This window comes from Streptomyces sp. T39, assembly GCF_008042045.1.
Classification (GTDB): Bacteria; Actinomycetota; Actinomycetes; order Streptomycetales; family Streptomycetaceae; genus Streptomyces.
On record NZ_RDBP01000012.1, the window covers coordinates 131894 to 147902 of the forward strand.

A 16009-nucleotide genomic window follows, 5' to 3' on the forward strand; every position below is an offset into this window, starting at 1 on the left:
GAGGGCAGCGGTTACCGCACGCCCACCGCCCGGGTGATCTCCTGCTTCACCGAGCCGCCCCGGTCGTCGGACGCCGATGCACGGACCGAGATGTGGTCGGCGCCGGAGGGGACGCGGACCGAGCCCTCCCAGGCGGCCGCCTTGCCGCGGACACCGTCGAGCCGGACCGTCGTCCAGGTCTTCCCGTCGTCGAAGGAGACCTCCAGCGTGCCGCCGGTGATCCGGCCCGTCCTCTCGGCGCCCTCGACGTACTCGGCGAAGATGCCGAGGCCGAGCCGCTTGCCGCCGCGCACGTCACCGCTCAGGTCGGTGTCGATGTCGAACCCGAGGTTGATGAGCGGCAGGACGGTCTGCCGGTCCGAGGGCGTCTCGGCGGAACGGAAGGTCCACTCGGCGTGGCCCTTGACGGCGAGCCGCCAGCGCTCCGGGTCCAGCGTGGTGTCGGTGACCACCCGGTACGTCCGCTCGGCCGGGTCCGCGTCCCAGGCGTAGGCGCCGGAACTCATCTTGCGGTCGACGAGTTCGCCGTCGGCCCAGACCTCGGTGAACTGTGTCATCGAGGGGTCGCTCCACACGTCGCCGAAACCCGTGTGGTCGGGGCCGGAGTCGCCCCAGCCGGGGGTGTTGAACTGGAGGTCGTTGCCCCTGCGGGTCTGGCCCCAGCCGAGTCCTGTGCCCAGCCACGGGTGCAGCACGGGCTTGAACCAGTTGAGTTCGGAGCGGGTGCCGCCCTTGTAGGCGGGGGTGCCGCTGCGCTGCTCGATGGCGCCGGGGCCGCTGCTCATCGACTCGTGCCAGCGCTGGCCGGGTCCGGTGGACACGTAGTCGGTGCGCTCGGCCGGGAAGGCGACCTTCTCCTGGAAGCCGAAGCCGATCGGGAAGGTGTCGGTGATCGAGTAGCGGAACTCGCCGCCGTCGGCGGGCTTCGCCGCGTGGAACCTCGTGTCCAGGACGGCCAGGTCGCGCGTGCCCGGACGGTAGGTGAGGTCACGGTCGGGGACGGCGCCCGGGTGGCCCTGGGACAGGTCGTACACGTACGGGGTGTACCGCGTGCCCTCCAGGTCGACCGTGCGGCCGCGGCGGGCGGCGTCGGCGAGCCGCGCGCCGCCGGCCGCGTCGACGGTCGCCACGTGCAGCGGCCGGTCCTCGTACGCCTCGGTGCCGAACCACTCCATCAGCCGGCCGGGGGCGTCGTCGGTGACGAACAGGGCCACCGCCCCGCCGTCCTGCGCGCGCTGGGCGATCTGCGCCGGGACACCGTCGCCGAGGCGGACGACGACGGCCTTGCCGCGCACGTTCCTGCCCTCGAAGGCGGCGGCGGAGCCGTCACCGGCGTCCACGACCGCGAGCCTGCGGCGGCCGTCGAGGACGGTCGCCCCGGCCTGCGGGGTGACGTCGCCGAGCAGCGTGCCACCGGCGGTGACGCTCAGCAGCGGCTTGCCCAGCCGCCAGACGGTCCGGTACTCGAAGGTGCCGGTCGCGGGCCTGTCGGTCGGGGCGGCGAAGATGCTGTCGTACAGCGGCGGGACCTGCACCGCACCGCCGTAGGAGGCGCCGTTGGCGTCGCGGTCGAACTCCATCAGCAGCTGGCGGGTCTCGGTCCGGCGGTCGACGTCCGCCTTCACCTCGCGCAGCTCACGCCCGTCGAGCGTGATCTCGCGGTCTCGGTCGAGGGTGATCTCGGGGTCGCTGAGGAAGCCCAGGCCGAGGGAGTCCTTGCCGTGGCTGCCGCGCACGTCGAGGAAGCTGCTCACCGTGTACGTGCCGGGCTTCAGACGCAGCACCAGGGTGCCGGACGCGGGGACGTCGGCCGGGAACGGGTCGACACCGGCGACGAGCTGCTGCACGCCCAGGCGTGCGGGGGCGGGAGCGCCGTCGCGGTCCTTGACGTGGACGGTGAGGGTGTACCGCTCCTCCTCCTTCACCAGGCCGAGGGCGGTACGGGCGACGGTCTCGCCGCCGGCGGACGCGGTGATCCGGCCGGAGGAGTTGCCGACGGGCGCGCCGGTGCCGTCGCCCGTGACGGTGGTGGACGCGGTGGCGCGGGCCGGCACGGTGAGGGTGGAGTCGGCGAGGGCGACCACTCCGGCGGGCATGCCCTCGACGGCGAGGTCCAGGGTGACGGGGGCGTCGGTGTGGTTGGAGTACGTCACGGTCCTCGTGACGGGCTCGTTCTCCTCGTAGGGCCAGCTGTGGAAGCCGAGGTCCGCGGAGCCGGTGGCGGTGATCCGCGCGCCGACGGCCGCCGGGACGTCGAGCCGGCCGGCGCCGAGCGCGTACGCCGAGGCGTCGAGGCGCTTGGACGTCGACATCAGCGCGTCCTTGAGCTGCCGCCCCGTCCAGTCGGGGTGCTTCTCGGCGAGGAGCGCGGCGACGCCCGCGACGTGCGGAGTGGCCATCGAGGTGCCGCTCATGGCCTGGTAGAGACCCTCGCCCGCGGAGAGCTGCGAGCGGGCGGCCAGGATGTCCACGCCGGGGGCCGACAGGTCGGGCTTGAGCGCGTTGTCGCCGAAGCGGGGGCCCTGGCTGGTGAAGTAGGCGGCCTCGTCGGCGGAGTCGACGGCTCCGACGGTGAGCGCGGAGTCGGCGGCACCCGGGGAACCGATGCTGCCGGGGGTGCCGGTGTTGCCGGCCGCGATGACGAAGAGGGCGCCGGTCTCGGCGGAAAGGGTGTTGACGGCCTGGGCCATCGGATCGGTGCCGTCCGACGCCTCGCGGGAGCCGAGACTCATGGACACGATCGTGGCGTCGATGTCCTTGGCGGCCCACTCCATGCCGGCGATGATCTGCGACTCGCTGCCGGAGCCCTCGTCGCTGAGCACCTTGCCGACGGCGAGCTCGGCGCCCGGGGCGACACCCTTCTCCCGGCCGTCGGACCCTGCCCCGCTGCCGCCGACCGTCGAGGCGACATGGGTGCCGTGCCCGTCGCGGTCGGCGACCTCCTGTCCCTCGATGAAGCTCTTCGTCTCCGCGAGACGGCCCTTGAGGTCCGGGTGGCCCGCGTCGACACCGGTGTCGAGAACGGCGACCTTCACGCCCTTGCCGGTCAGCCCGGCCTCCCACGCCTTCGGCGTGCCTATCTGGGCGTTGGACTCGGCCATGTCGGCCTCCACCCGCCCGTCGAGCCACACCTGGGAGACGCCCGCGCCGAAGGCAGCGCGGGACCGTCCGGAGGTGACGGAGCGCCAGAACTCCCCCGAGGCCGCGGCCTCGACGGCCGCGCCGCCGATGCTCGGCAGACTGCGCACACTCTGCGCACCGCGCGGCACGGCGGCACGCGCGCCCTTGCCGTACGAGACGATCAGCGGCAGGCCGGCTTCGCCGTGGAGCCCCTGCTCGATCAGGCCGGTCACGTCGAACAGCCGCTCGTCGAGGACGCCGGCGTCGAGGTAGGGCCGCGCCTCGTCGGGCACGACGCTGACCCGGCCGCCGGAGATCTCGCTGCGCACGGCGCCGACCGCGCCCGCGGCCCGCTCCACCGAGACCGTCCGCCGGTCGCCGCCGAGGTCGGTGACGGTCACCTTGTCGCCGGTGATCAGGGTGACGGTGTGCGCCGCGTGGGCGGCGGCCGTGGCGGGCCGGGCGGCCGCGCCGGCGGCCGAGTCCCGGTCCGCACCTGCCGCCAGGGCCTGTCCTGCGGGGAGCAGTACGAGCGAGAGCCCGGCGGCCATCAGCCGGGCCCGGCGCCTCGCTGGCGCTCTTGTCATGGGGATGCCTCTCCTCGTTCACGCCCGGTCGACGGGGGTGATGCCGGGGCGTTGCGCAGCAGTCTGGAGGCTGCGCGGGCGCTTGAGGCGTGCGGGACCTGGCGGTTAGCTGCCATGGCGGGCACCCGCCAGGGGGGCGGCCCGGGGGGCCGCCTCGTGCGGGCGTGGTGGTGGCTCGCACTCCCGCGGCGCGCGGGTGTCCTCWGGCGCTGGACGGGCTGTTGTGGTMRGGGGTTCGTTCGCCTCGTGCGGGCCCACGCCCCCTGCGCGCCCCGTCCCCCAAGCCACCCCGCGGACCCGTCCACCGTGGTGAAGGGGGATGAACCGGTCTGCACCCCGGTGGACCCATGACCGGCCTTGCCGGCTCGTGCGCGGCCTTCGGCCGCAACACATACACACGACGGCCCGCAGGGGCGATCCTTCCCCTGCCAGGACGGGCCGGTTCGCTCACGTCGACAGGGGCGCGGAGGGGGTGTGTGCGGGCGATAAAACGTCGTTGCGCTAGGGACCGGCCAACCCCGGGCGAGCCTCGCCCGCACACACCCCCGCAGCGCCCCAACGGCACACCCACGMACCCGGCCCACACCGGGCACCCCAGCCCGTCCGGCGCTTGAGGACACCCGCGCGCAGCGGGGGTGCGCAACCACCAGCCCGCACGGGGCGGACCAACCCCGCACCACAACAGCCCGTCCGGCGCCTGAGGACACCCGCGCGCAGCGGGGGTGCGCAACCACCAGCCCGCACGGGGCGAACGAACCCCGCACCACAACAGCCCGCCCGGCGCTTGAGGACACCCGCGCGCAGCGGGGGTGCGCAACCACCAGCCCGCACGGGGCGAACGAACCCCGCACCACAACAGCCCGTCCGGCGCTTGAGGACACCCGCGCGCAGCGGGGGTGCGCAACCACCGGCCCGCACGGAGCGAACGAACCCGCACGAGGCCGACGAACCCCGCACGAGGCGAACGAACCCCGCACGAGGGACGCCCCCCGCATCACGCCGAGTCCACGCGGGGCGGGCCGTCGACCGCGGTCGACCGCCGGGCGGGGCCGGAGTCCGGCCGGGCGGTGGTCGTGGTCGCCCAGATCTGGGCCGGCGAGTCGTCACGCACCCTCACCGTCACGGGCGATCCGGCGTCCGGCGACACGGGCACCACCGCGAGCCCCTCGTTCCAGCGGGGGACGATCTGGCCCTGGATGGTCAGGTCGTAGCGGACGTCGGTGCCGTCCGGCGCGGCACGCCCCGTGCACGCCCCGGCGACAACGATGCCATCGAGCCCGCGCGAGTCCAGGCACAGACCGGGGGCGAGCGCGCTGCGCAGCCGCCCGTCGGTCTCGTACACCCAGCGCTGGCTGGGCGACGCCGAGCAGGCGGCCATCACGACGTCCGCGCCGGCGCGCGCGTCTCCGCCGGCGAAGTCGACGCACAGGTCGGCCTCGACGTTGCGCAGGGAGAGGGTGAGGGCCCCGCCCGGGTGGCCCGCCGAGGTGGTGGAGGGCTGCGGGGCCGACGGCGTGCCCGTGGCGGGGTCGCTCGCGCCGGGCGCGGGGCGGGCGCTGCCGGTGACCGTCCCCCCGGGCGCGGTGGCGCCGGTGTGGTCGGGCTCGTCCTCCGGCCACAGGGCGGTCGCCAGGGTGGCGACCAGCAGCCCGGTGACCGCGACGGCCGCGCCGATGCCGAGCGCCGTGGGCGCCGTCCGCTCGGCGGCGGCCCGCCGGCCGCGCAGGAGCAGGTCGGGCAGGGCGGCACGCGCCCGGCCGGACCGGGAGTGGCGGCCGCCTCGCCCGGCGGGCCCCGGCCCGTCGGGCCGGTCCGGACCGCCGGCCCTGAGCCGGGCCTGGCGGCGGCGGCCGGGCCGGGAGGCCAGATAGGGCGCGGCGGCGCCGCCGAGCAGCGCCTCGGCGAGCAGGAGCCCGAGGCGCCCGTCGGACTGGTTCAGCTGATCGGCGGCGTCGCGGCAGTAGCGGCACTCGGAAAGGTGCACCTGGATGTCGGGGATGAGCGTCCCGCCGCGGCGCAGGGATATGTCGAGGAGCCGGTTGTAGTGGCGGCATTCCCCGGTCGGCGCGTGTTCGCGGTGGGTGCGGACGCATGCCTGGCGGAACTGTTCGCGCGCCTGGCCGAGTTGATCGGCGGCGAGGCGCGGATCGATTCCGAGGAGACCGGCCGGGACGGATATCCCTTCGGCCTCCGTCTCGGCATGCCAGAGCAGCACCTGGGGGACCATGGGCATTGTGTGGAATGCGCGGGCCACCAATTGGCGGTTCTCGGCGGGCGGTTCGGGAATCGTCAGACCCGGCAGCATCGTGGTGACGCGCGGGTCGCCTGCCCATCCCTTGGCGATGTGACGGGCGGTGACCAGCAGGTGGGGGCGCACCGCGCCCGTCACCCCGTTGCGCGCCAGTGTGTCGAGCACTTGGGCGAACGCGGCCGTCGCGAGCATGGAGGCCGTCCTCGCGGACGGCGCGCAGGCGGCCGCGTAGTCGAACAGGGGCTGCCAGTGGCGCGCGAGGAGCGCGGCGACGGGGTGGGCCGGCCGGGTCGTGTGGTCGGTCCCGAGCGCCGAGGCGAGCTCCTCGTCGGAGGTCCCCGGCATCTGGCCGGCCGGCGGGGAGGGCACGCTCCCGGGCGTGCTGGGGTGCTGCATAGAGGTCTTTCCATCCATGGCAATGCGGTGGGGGGTTGCGGTTTCGGCCATCGGCTCCGGCCGGCGGATGCCGGCGGCCGGTCGAAAGGCGCGCACCTGTTGGTACGCACCTTCTGGTGGCGATGCCCTCTCTTTTGAAGAGGCCCACCCACAGGAAATTCGAACGGTTGATCAGAATGGTGTTTGTTCGGATGCGAAGGCTCACCCTGGCACAACTGCCCTGTCATGAACAAGAGTTCCGTAACTCCTGCCATTCACCACCGCACAGGATCGGACAACTTCAGGGGCCAGGAACCGCTTTCTGCGAACGCGGGTCAGTACAACAATGCCGCCCCATTGGAGTGCCGATCCCCGGCGTTTGCCCGAAAGCGGTCCGAACTCGTCCGGGTTACCGCACGAAACCCCGCCGCTTCCGCACATGCGGCCCTGGAAAAGACACGTTCGGCAACCCGCCCGCGCCGGAGGGGCGCCCCGGATACGCTGCACTTCCGACATGACGCCAGAAAAGGGGATGAACGTGTCTTCTCGCCTCAATCCGTACCTCAGCTTCGCCGGCGACGCGAAGCAGGCGATGGAGTTCTACAAGAGTGTCTTCGGGGGGTCCCTCACGTCCCACACCTTCGGTGAATACGGCGGGGCTCCCTCCGAGGAGTACAACGACAAGATCATGCACAGCATGCTGGAGACGGACAGCGGCTACACCCTCATGGGCGCCGACAACCCGCCCGGCATGGAACACCGTCCCGGCACCAACTTCTCGGTGAGCCTCAGCGGCGACGACGCGGACGAACTGCGCGGCTACTGGGAGAAGCTCTCCTCCCGCGGCACGGTCGCGGTCCCGCTGGAGAAGCAGATGTGGGGCGACGTCTTCGGCATGTGCACGGACGCGTACGGCATCTCCTGGCTGGTCAACATCACCGGCACCGAGAACTGACCGGCGCCGCCGCGCCCCTCCCCGCAAGCGGCGGGCTCCCCTCTACGATGGCCGACATGATCCGGCGACAGGAGCGGCGCACGCCCCGGGCCCGCGGAACACGGGCCCGTCTGCTGCTGGTCCTCGCCGTCCTCACCGGCGTGCTCGGGATGCACGGTCTGGTGTCCGCGCCGGCCCCGCACGCCTCCACCGCGCACACGAGCCACGGCCACGCCGGCGCGGCCCCCGCCCGCGCGCACTCGGATGCCGAGGTCCACGCCGCAGGCCCGGCCGCGCACGACGACCCCGGCGGCGGCCACGCCGAGCACGCCGACGGCACCTGTGCCGCGAGCGGGCTCGGCGCCGCCCCGGCCCTCCCGGCGCTCGCCCCGGCTCCCTGCGCGCCGGCGCCCCAGGCGTACGCCGCGGCGCACGACGGCCCCGCGGGAGCGGAGGGCCGCGGCCCTCCGGCACTGAGCGAACTCCAGGTCCTGCGCATATAGGCGGCCTCCCGCGGCACCGCCCTCCGGCGGCCGTCCGCGTCCGCATGCCCTTGTCCCGCGAGGCCCCGCGCCCGGAGAGCGCCCCGCCGCGCCACTCCCGGAAGGTCTGCCCCCGGGCACCTTCACGGGAGCGCGCGCCGCCCAGGGGCTCCTCCCCGCCGGGAGCGCCTCGCGCCCTACGCAGCACAGGAGTCGCATCACCATGACCGCACAGCGTTCCCTCGCCCGCCGGGCGGCCGTCCTCGCCGCCACCACCGCGGCGGCGCTCGCGCTGGCCGCCTGCGGGTCCGACGGCGGCAGCCCGTCCGGGCACGGCGCCCACGGTTCCCCGGACGCCTCCGCGTCCACCCCTGCCACAGCCGCCGGAGGCCGCCACAACGCCGCCGACGTCGCCTTCGCCGAAGGCATGATCCCCCATCACCGCCAGGCGCTGGAGATGTCCGAACTGGCCGCCGGCCGCGCCTCGTCGGCACAGGTGAAGACGCTCGCCCAAGAGATCCGCGCCGCCCAGGACCCGGAGATCCGGACGTTGTCCGGGTGGCTCACGTCCTGGGGCGAGAAGGTGCCCGCCCCCGGCTCCGAGGGCCATGCCGGCCACGGGGCGGGCCACACGATGTCCGGAATGATGTCGGCCGACGACATGGAGCGGCTGCGGACGTCCTCGGGCGCCGCGTTCGACGCCGCGTTCCTGTCGCTGATGGTCGAGCACCACCAGGGCGCGGTGGAGATGGCCGAGGCCCAGAAGGCCGACGGCTCCTACCCGCCGGCCAGGACGATGGCCGAGGAGATCATCACCGCGCAGAACGCGGAGATCACCCGGATGAAGGCCCTGCTGAAGGACTGACCGTCTCGCGCGGCGGCCCGCAGGCCGCCGTCCGGGAGGTGAGCGGAAGGCCCCCGGCGCGTCGCACCCGTGGTGGGACGTTCCGGGGGCATTCCCTTCCGTGGCCGCCCGCCGTCACCACGGGCCGCTGCCGGCTGTCCGGCAGCTGTGAACGATTCCGCCCGCCTGGCGTGCAGTGGGGCGGGAGGGACTCGAACCCACCAGCGTGACGCCTCTCACCTGCGGAAACACCACGGAGGCGGACCTTCACATGTCACTCGACGGCGCTCGGCTCGCGGAACTCGCTTACGGCCATGGCCGTTTCGACCCCGTGGGGGTGCAGCAGGTGGCGCATACGGAAGGTGTCGACGTATGCGGCGTCGAAGGGGTACGCGAGAAGACGCGAGAGCGCAGTGCCGTGCTTGGCCATCGAGCTCCTGCCCGGCATGAAGATTGACAGCTCGTCCCGGGCCTCGAACGTCTCCACCCCGATGTCGGCAGGTAGAGACGCCAACGTCCTTTCGTCCGCTTCGACGGGGACTCCGACCAGCCAGTGCGGTCCCTCACCGGCAAGGATTCGGCTCTTCTGCTCCGGGGTCCCGGCGGCCAGGGTTCGCCAGGACGTCCCGGTCACCACCGCTCCGCACGACTCCACGGCCCTCACCACTTCCTGAACCGCGGAAGTGACGGCGGCATCAGCCGCATTCCAGTCGTACCGGTTGCGCCCGGCCGGACGCGGCACCGGCTTCGACGCCACGGTCATCTCGTCCACGTGGCGCAGGACCGCCTCGGGAGGCGACGCAAGCAACTCACGTGCGTCTCTGATGTCCTCGTCCTGGGTTCGGCGCTGCTGTCGCACCTCCGTCACGTGCTGCCTCAGGAGGCCGAGTGCCTCGTCGGGTTGGTCGAGAGCGCGTCGGACGAGCGTCACGCTCATACCTGTGCCGCGCAGCGCAGTGATCAGCATGGCCCGTTCGACCTGATCGAACGTGTAGGAGCGGTAGCCGGTCCGCTCGTCGACATCGGCAGGAACGAGCAGGCCTGCGGCGTGGTAGTACCGAAGTGTCTGCGGCGGCAGGTCGCACATCTCGCTGAAATCACTGATCGACAACATGCTGCCATCCTCGGCCTTGCAGTGGCTGCAAGGTCCAGTACCGGGCCCGAGCCATGGAAGGTACCCGGCCTGTCGGCCCGCGCCACGTCGAGGTCCCTCGGGTGAACGGTGTGCGTGTCCGGTCGGCATCCGTGGCCCACGGTCCCAGACCTGCTGCTCTTCTGCGGCGACCGCTGCGACACCCCGCACGCGACCGGTGCAGTCACCGGCGGGACGCCCGCCCGGCCCGTGGGGCGGGCGTCCCGTGTCGCGGAGTCCGGCCGGGCCAGGTCCCAGCCCGGCTGCCCGGTCGTGCTGCTGCCATGATGCGCGTCGACTCCTGTCGCCGGCCCGACGGCATGGTTCGCGGGGCTCACGGTCCTGTCGTGCAGCAACCGGGCTACGGCTCAGGTTCCCGCCCGGTGCGTAACCGGCCGCGTGCCCTCTCGCGGCAGGCGGGGCGTCGGCCGCCGGTCAGGCGGCGAGGAACGCGAGGAGTGCGTCGGTGACTTCCTGGGCATGGGTCCACAGCAGGCCGTGGGGGGCGCCGTCGATGACGACGTAGTCGGCCTGCGGAAGTGCCTGGTGGAAGAGTTCCCCGGTGGCCTCGATGGGGAGGATGCGGTCGGCGGTGCCGTGCAGGATCAGTGCCGGGACGTCGATCTTGGCCACATCTGCACGGAAGTCGGTCGACCAGGTCGCCACGCAGGCCAGCGAGGCGTACGAGGAGGCGCCGGCGGCGACGTTCCAGCTGTTGCGGACGGCTTCCTCGCTGATGCGGGTGCCGAGGTTCTCGTCGAGGTTGTAGAAGTTCTCGTAGAACTCGGTGAAGTAGGCGTAGCGGTCCGCGGTGACGGCACCTTCGATGTCCTGGAAGATGCTGCCGTCGACGCCGCCGGGGTTGTCGTCGGTCTTCAGCAGGAAGGGTTCGAGGGAGGCGAGGAAGGCGGCCTTGGCGATGCGGGCGGAGCCATAGGTGCCCAGGTAACGGCCGACCTCGCCGGTACCCATGGAGAAGCCCACCAGAACCACGTCGTCGAGGTCGAGGGTCTCCAGGACCACGTTCAGGTCGGCGGCGAAGGTGTCGTAGTCGTAGCCGGTGGTGGGCTGGCTGGAGCGGCCGAAACCACGCCGGTCGTACGTGATCACGCGGTAGCCGGCCGACAGGAGTGCGGCGGACTGCTTCTCCCAGGAGTGGCCGTCGAGCGGGTAGCCGTGGATCAGCACGACCGGCTGCCCCGTGCCGTGGTCCTCGTAGTACAGCTCGACGCTGGCGGAGTTCTCCTGGTCTACGGTGATGAACGCCATGGTGTGCGCTGCCTTCCGGTGTGAGTGCGTCTGATGGTGACGTGCCCGGTCGGGCACGGCTGTGAGGTGAGGTGCGGTGAACGGCTGGGCGGCGCCGTCGGTCATCGGACCGTGCGGGCCGCCTGCTCGACGATGCGGGTGACAGCCTCCGGGCGGGATACGGACACCGCGTGAGACGCGTCGATGGTCGTGGTGCGGGCCTCGGCGCGGGCCGACATGAAGCGCTGGGCGGCGACGGGGATGTTGCGGTCCTCCGTGGTCACCAGCGACCAGGAGGGGATCGTCTTCCAGGCGGCCCGGGTGGACTTCTCCTCCAGAGCGGCGGCGGCGATCGGACGCTGCCCGGCAGCCATGAGCCCGGCCTTGTCCTTCGGCACATCCGCGGCGAACTGGCTCCGGAACTTCTCCGGCTCGATGTAGACGTCAGCGCCCTGACCGCCGTCGGGCAGGGTGTAGTTGACGGACTCGACGGCCTCGCCGAGGGTGCTGCCGGGGAACTTGTTCGTCAGTCCGATCGAGCTCTCGCCGGTGTCGGGCAGGAACGCCGCGATGTAGACCAGTGCCTTGACCTTGTCTTCGAGGCCTGCGGCGGCCTGACTGATGACGGTGCCGCCGTAGGAGTGGCCGACCAGGACCACGGGCCCGTCGATGTGGTCGAGGACGCTGCGCAGATGGGCGGCATCGGTCGCCGGACCACGCAGCGGGTTCGCGGCGGACACGACCGGGTAGCCCGCCCGCTGGAGCCGGGCGACGACACCGTCCCAGCTCGCGGCGTCGGCGAACGCTCCGTGTTCCAGCACGATCGTCGGACGTACGGGGCGGTGGGGCGTCGCGTCGGCCGCAGTGGGCAGGGTGACGGCGGCGACGGACAGTCCGACGGCCGCGGTGACACCGAGCAGCGCGGATCTGCTGCCCGGACGGGCGTGGCGGGTGTTGCGCATGGGAGGAATTCCTCGTGTGTGGTCAGTGGTCCTCGACGGACCGTGGAGACGGCGCAGGGCGCGTTCGAGGAACGGGGCCGGTCTGCTCCGCCGGTGACGGGTTGATGTGCGTCCGTCCGCGCCATGTGAGCGCAGCGGACCGGACCGCGGGTGGCGGCAGGGCGGCAGCGGCCCGGAGAGCGGCTGCCGGGCTGCGGCCCGGGTGGTCCTGAGGCATCGGCCTCGCCCGGTCGGCGGGCGAGGAGCGTCCTTCGTCCTGTCCTACGAGAGGGCGAGCGGACGGGTTCATCCGGAGACGGACGTTCGTTCACGGACATGGGGGTCGTGCGGGGTGCTGCGGTCAGCGGCTTCCCGGCGCGGCCGGCCCCGTGGCCGGGTCCGCGGGCACACCGCGGCCGGTGGGCTCCAGAACTTCGTAGACGTGCCTGAGGTAGCTGTGGGTGCGCTCCGAGCCGAGGATCCCGTCGCCCACCCGGTTCATCGTGTACGAGAACGTGACGCGCCGGTCGAGGTCCATCATGACGATCGAACCGCCCCGACCGACCCAGAAGCAGATCCTCCCGGTGGGCATGTGCGGCATCGTCCTCGGATCGGAGAGTGCGTAGCCCATGCCCCAGCGGACGGGAACGCCCAGGAACAGGTCGACTCCGTCCGTCTGTGCCTCGAACACCTGGTCCACCGTCTTCTCGGAGAGAAGCCGGGGGCCATTGGCCTGCCCCCGCCGCGAGATGACGGAGAGCGCTCGTGCCAGGCCCCGTGCGTTGCTGTGCCCGTTGACGGCACCGAGCTCGGCGGACCTCCACTGCGGGGTGTCGACGTGCTCGTCACGGGCGGGACTTCCGAGCAGCGTCCTGGTGAACACTCCCTCGGGATCAAGTCCGCCGGGTATACCGCCCAGTTGTGCGGGGGTCACCAGATCGGCGATGCGCGGCCAGTCGGCCCGGCGCGCACCGATCTGGACATCGGCCTGCAACGGCTCGGCGATCTCGGTGGCGACGAACTCCTTCAGGCTGAGGCCGCTGACCCGCCTGACGAGCTCTCCCACCAGTTGCCCCTGGGTCTGCACGTGGTAGCCGGAAGCGGAGCCCGGCTCCCACCAGGGTGCCTGCGCCGCCAACCGGGCACTTGCGGTGGGCCAGTCGTAGAGATCCTCGACGGAGAAGGGCTGCTCCCAGCCGGAAAGCCCCGAGGCGTGGGCAAGGACGTGCCGCACCTCGATGTGCTCCTTCCCTCTGGCGGCGAACTCGGGCCAGTAGTGCGCGACCGGGCGGTGCAGATGCAGTGCGCCCCGGTCGACGAGGACGAGCGCCGCGAGGCTGGTGAGGGTCTTCGTGGTCGACCACAGGCTCACCAATGTGTCCCGCTGCCACGGAACGGTCCGCGCCGCGTCCGCGTAGCCACCCCAGAGGTCGACCTCCATGACGCCGTCCACATCGACGGCGATCGACGCTCCCAGCTCCTCGCCCGCTTCGAGGTGCGCTGCCAGCGCCGCTCGTACCGGTTCGAACCGGTCAGTGCTCGTTCCCTCGACGACCATGCTTCTCTCCACTTCTGACGACAACCCCGTTCCCTCACTCGACGGGCCGGACCTCATGGCGGTTCATGTATCACTACAGGTCATGACATCTGTTCACATGCCGGTGCGGCACGGTGGGGCTACGCAGCACGGTGGCGTCGCCCTCGACGGAACCGAGGCGTGACCCTGACCACGACGCGATCTCCGCCCGACGCCGGGGGCACGGGGCGAGGACCGCTCGCGGGGGCCGGGCAGGCCGGGTTCTCAGACCCGGTTCTCCGCCTGGAACATCCAGCTCTGCCTCTCCAGATCGGAGGTGAGTCCGATGAGGAGGTCCTCGGTGACGACATCCACCGGGCCCACCTCGACGATGCGTTCACGCAGTCGTTCGATCACCGCGGAGAGCGCGTGCACCAGAGCCTCGACGGCGTCGCTGTCCTTGGTCCAGCCCGGCGGAAGGGCGGGCACGCCGCTGGCTCCCGCGATGGTCCCGGCCCGTCCGTCCGGGCTGACGCCCAGGGCAGCCGCGCGCTCGGCCACCGTGTCGGCGTGGTTCCGGGCGACGGTGGCGGCCTCGTCGAGCTGGACGTGGACCGAGCGGAAACGCGGGCCGTACACAGTCCAGTGGGCCTGCTTGGCCACCAGGGACAGATCGAGAAGGTCGGCCAGGGTCGCCTGGAGCGCCGCACCCGCGGTCTCGCGGTCGCGCTCCGGCAGAGGGTTGTCGATGACCGGCACAGGAGTGTGGTCCTTTCGTGAGAGGTACCGGCGCCCTGGTGGCGGACGCCGGCGACCGGCGTCGGCAGAAACGTGCACAGCTCGTTTCCGGGGGCGCCGATCGGTCTGGACGAGGTCGCCGTGAGAGGGGGAGACGACGGGGGGAGTGCGCCCGTCTGCTCTCGTCGGTGACGCACGCGGCACGCGGCGACAGCCGCCTCGAGGCAGTGGAGCGCTCAGGGGGACACGTGGCCTCGCCGGCTACACCCCCAGAATCCCCTGCTTCTCCAGCGCCCTGCGCAACGCCCGCACGGCATAGAAGGCGCGGCTCTTGACCGTGCCGGGCGGTATGCCGAGATGCTCGGCAGCCTGATCGACGCTGCATTCCAGGACGTACATGAGGCGGATGACGGTCTGCTGCTGTTCGTTGAGCTCCGCCAATGCCTGCACCACCCCATGGGAGTTGATGGTGGATGCCGTGCTGTCACTGGACGTGTCCAGCTCCTCGACGGGCATGAGCTCCAGCGGCCTGATCCGGCGTGCCCGGTAGTGGTCGATGACGAGATTTCTGGTCACGGTGAACAGCCAGGGTCTGAGGCGTTCGTTGCGGCTGCCCAGGAAGCGGGCGTGCGTCCAGGCGCGGGCCGCGGTCTCCTGGAAGATGTCCTCCCCCTTGTGCCAGTCGCCGTCCAGCAGCCGCGTGGCGTAGCGGACGAGCACAGGTCCGTACTGGTCGTAGATGTCCTGGATGAAGGCGTCGCAGTCGGTGTCCGCGGCGAGGTGCCCGGCCTGCGACGCAGTCGGAACGGCGGCAGTGACCCCCGTTCCCGTGATCCCGTTCATGGAGGCGCCCAATCCTGTTCAAGTGTTCCGTGGCGTTCTCACCCGCATGCGCGGAGAACAGCTCACCCACGTGCTCCTCACCAGGGGAGGAGCGCCGGCTTTCAGACGGCGAGGAAGTCGATCAGAGCGGCGTTGACCTCGGCTGCGTGGGTGAGCAGCAGCCCGTGCGGAGCGCCGTCGATCTCGACATAACGCGCCTCGGGCAGGAGGCGGCGGAACTCACGAGCCGTGGCGTCGATCGGCAGGATGCGGTCGGCGGTCCCGTGCAGGATCAGCGACGGCACATCGATGCGCTCCACGTCGGCCCGGAAGTCCGTCAGCCACGCCGGGACGCACGCGTACGCCGCCATGGGCGCCGAGCCGACGGCAGTGATCCAGTTCGCCCGCAGCGCGGCCTCGCTGAGCCGCGACCCGAGTGTCTCGTCGGTGTTGAAGAAGTCGACGAAGAAGCTCTCGTACCAGGCGTAGCGGTCGGCCTCCGCCTCTTCCGCGATGCCGTCGAAGACGCTCTGCGGCACACCGGTGGGGTTGTCCGGCGCCTGCAGCAGGAACGGCTGGAGCGAACCGAGGAACGCCGCCTTCGCCACCCGCTGCGATCCGTGGACGCCGAGGTAGCGGGCGACCTCGCCCGAGCCCATCGAGAACCCGACGAGAACCACGTCCCGCAGGTCCAGTTCCGTCAGTACGGTGTCCAGGTCGGCGGCGAAGGTGTCGTAGTCGTAGCCCGTCATGGTCTTGCTCGACCGGCCGAAGCCGCGGCGGTCGTAGGTGATGACGCGGTATCCGGCCTTGACCAGCGCATCGGTCTGCTTCTCCCACGACTGCCCGTCCAGCGGGTAACCGTGGATCAGGACGACCGGCTGCCCCGACCCGTGGTCCTCGTAGTAGAGCTCGATGCCGGTCGAACCCTCGGTTCCGACGGTGATGGTCCCCATGGTGTGCCTTCCCACCCGTCCGCCGTGTGCGGACCGGGCATGGCACCAACCTAGGAAACGAGC

Annotated in this window: 12 protein-coding genes; 3 read left to right on the plus strand and 9 right to left on the minus strand. The window is 72.0% G+C overall.

Annotated elements, in window-relative coordinates; all coding sequences use genetic code 11:
• Nucleotides 1-11: 11 nt before the first annotated feature.
• Together EAO77_RS01500 and EAO77_RS01505 are read right to left on the minus strand one after the other, a co-directional pair.
• On the minus strand, nucleotides 12-3707 hold the full coding sequence (locus EAO77_RS01500; RefSeq protein WP_147986324.1) for a S8 family serine peptidase: 3696 nt from the start codon (nucleotides 3705-3707) through the stop codon (nucleotides 12-14).
• 994 nt (nucleotides 3708-4701) lie between these two features.
• Nucleotides 4702-6354: an RICIN domain-containing protein gene (locus EAO77_RS01505; RefSeq protein ID WP_147986325.1), complete on the minus strand. Its 1653-nt coding sequence runs from the start codon at nucleotides 6352-6354 to the stop codon at nucleotides 4702-4704.
• 517 nt (nucleotides 6355-6871) lie between these two features.
• On the opposite strand from EAO77_RS01505, the gene EAO77_RS01510 reads away from it, so the two are divergent.
• The 3 genes from EAO77_RS01510 to EAO77_RS01520 all read left to right on the plus strand — a co-directional run bounded on the left by EAO77_RS01510 (nucleotide 6872) and on the right by EAO77_RS01520 (nucleotide 8614).
• Nucleotides 6872-7288: a VOC family protein gene (locus EAO77_RS01510; protein WP_147986326.1), complete on the plus strand. Its 417-nt coding sequence runs from the start codon at nucleotides 6872-6874 to the stop codon at nucleotides 7286-7288.
• Between the two features lie 56 nt (nucleotides 7289-7344).
• On the plus strand, nucleotides 7345-7770 hold the full coding sequence (locus EAO77_RS01515; protein WP_147986327.1) for a DUF6153 family protein: 426 nt from the start codon (nucleotides 7345-7347) through the stop codon (nucleotides 7768-7770).
• A gap of 202 nt (nucleotides 7771-7972) precedes the next feature.
• A complete protein-coding gene (locus EAO77_RS01520; protein WP_147986328.1) occupies nucleotides 7973-8614 on the plus strand; it encodes a DUF305 domain-containing protein in 642 nt (213 codons plus the stop codon).
• A gap of 253 nt (nucleotides 8615-8867) precedes the next feature.
• Here EAO77_RS01520 and EAO77_RS01525 read toward each other — a convergent pair whose 3' ends face one another.
• The 7 genes from EAO77_RS01525 to EAO77_RS01555 all read right to left on the minus strand — a co-directional run bounded on the left by EAO77_RS01525 (nucleotide 8868) and on the right by EAO77_RS01555 (nucleotide 15946).
• The gene (locus tag EAO77_RS01525) at nucleotides 8868-9707 is read right to left on the minus strand and encodes a MerR family transcriptional regulator (RefSeq protein WP_147986329.1); all 840 of its coding nucleotides are present in this window, start codon (nucleotides 9705-9707) and stop codon (nucleotides 8868-8870) included.
• A gap of 453 nt (nucleotides 9708-10160) precedes the next feature.
• Entirely contained in the window at nucleotides 10161-10994 is an 834-nt protein-coding gene (locus EAO77_RS01530) for an alpha/beta fold hydrolase (RefSeq protein WP_147986330.1), read from the minus strand.
• Between the two features lie 101 nt (nucleotides 10995-11095).
• Nucleotides 11096-11935 carry an alpha/beta fold hydrolase gene (locus EAO77_RS01535; RefSeq protein ID WP_147986331.1) on the minus strand — a complete coding sequence of 280 codons (840 nt, stop codon included), beginning with the start codon at nucleotides 11933-11935 and terminating at the stop codon, nucleotides 11096-11098.
• A gap of 340 nt (nucleotides 11936-12275) precedes the next feature.
• Nucleotides 12276-13472 (minus strand): serine hydrolase domain-containing protein, encoded by a 1197-nt coding sequence (locus EAO77_RS01540; RefSeq protein ID WP_147986332.1) that lies wholly within the window; start codon nucleotides 13470-13472, stop codon nucleotides 12276-12278.
• A 243-nt stretch (nucleotides 13473-13715) separates the two neighbouring features.
• Entirely contained in the window at nucleotides 13716-14189 is a 474-nt protein-coding gene (locus tag EAO77_RS01545) for a Dps family protein (RefSeq protein ID WP_147986333.1), read from the minus strand.
• Between the two features lie 240 nt (nucleotides 14190-14429).
• A complete protein-coding gene (locus tag EAO77_RS01550) occupies nucleotides 14430-15011 on the minus strand; it encodes a sigma-70 family RNA polymerase sigma factor (protein ID WP_147986334.1) in 582 nt (193 codons plus the stop codon).
• 101 nt (nucleotides 15012-15112) lie between these two features.
• Nucleotides 15113-15946 carry an alpha/beta fold hydrolase gene (locus EAO77_RS01555; protein ID WP_147986335.1) on the minus strand — a complete coding sequence of 278 codons (834 nt, stop codon included), beginning with the start codon at nucleotides 15944-15946 and terminating at the stop codon, nucleotides 15113-15115.
• Between the last annotated feature and the right edge of the window lie 63 nt (nucleotides 15947-16009).

What these genes read in the sequence shown, in the direction of transcription:
- EAO77_RS01530 (WP_147986330.1), bottom strand. Translation starts at nt 10,994, where the DNA reads ATGGCGTTCATCACCGTAGACCAGGAGAACTCCGCCAGCGTCGAGCTG.
- EAO77_RS01520 (WP_147986328.1), top strand. Translation starts at nt 7,973, where the DNA reads ATGACCGCACAGCGTTCCCTCGCCCGCCGGGCGGCCGTCCTCGCCGCC.
- EAO77_RS01500 (WP_147986324.1), bottom strand. Translation starts at nt 3,707, where the DNA reads ATGACAAGAGCGCCAGCGAGGCGCCGGGCCCGGCTGATGGCCGCCGGG.
- EAO77_RS01550 (WP_147986334.1), bottom strand. Translation starts at nt 15,011, where the DNA reads ATGAACGGGATCACGGGAACGGGGGTCACTGCCGCCGTTCCGACTGCG.
- EAO77_RS01540 (WP_147986332.1), bottom strand. Translation starts at nt 13,472, where the DNA reads ATGGTCGTCGAGGGAACGAGCACTGACCGGTTCGAACCGGTACGAGCG.
- EAO77_RS01515 (WP_147986327.1), top strand. Translation starts at nt 7,345, where the DNA reads ATGATCCGGCGACAGGAGCGGCGCACGCCCCGGGCCCGCGGAACACGG.
- EAO77_RS01505 (WP_147986325.1), bottom strand. Translation starts at nt 6,354, where the DNA reads ATGCAGCACCCCAGCACGCCCGGGAGCGTGCCCTCCCCGCCGGCCGGC.
- EAO77_RS01535 (WP_147986331.1), bottom strand. Translation starts at nt 11,935, where the DNA reads ATGCGCAACACCCGCCACGCCCGTCCGGGCAGCAGATCCGCGCTGCTC.
- EAO77_RS01525 (WP_147986329.1), bottom strand. Translation starts at nt 9,707, where the DNA reads ATGTTGTCGATCAGTGATTTCAGCGAGATGTGCGACCTGCCGCCGCAG.
- EAO77_RS01555 (WP_147986335.1), bottom strand. Translation starts at nt 15,946, where the DNA reads ATGGGGACCATCACCGTCGGAACCGAGGGTTCGACCGGCATCGAGCTC.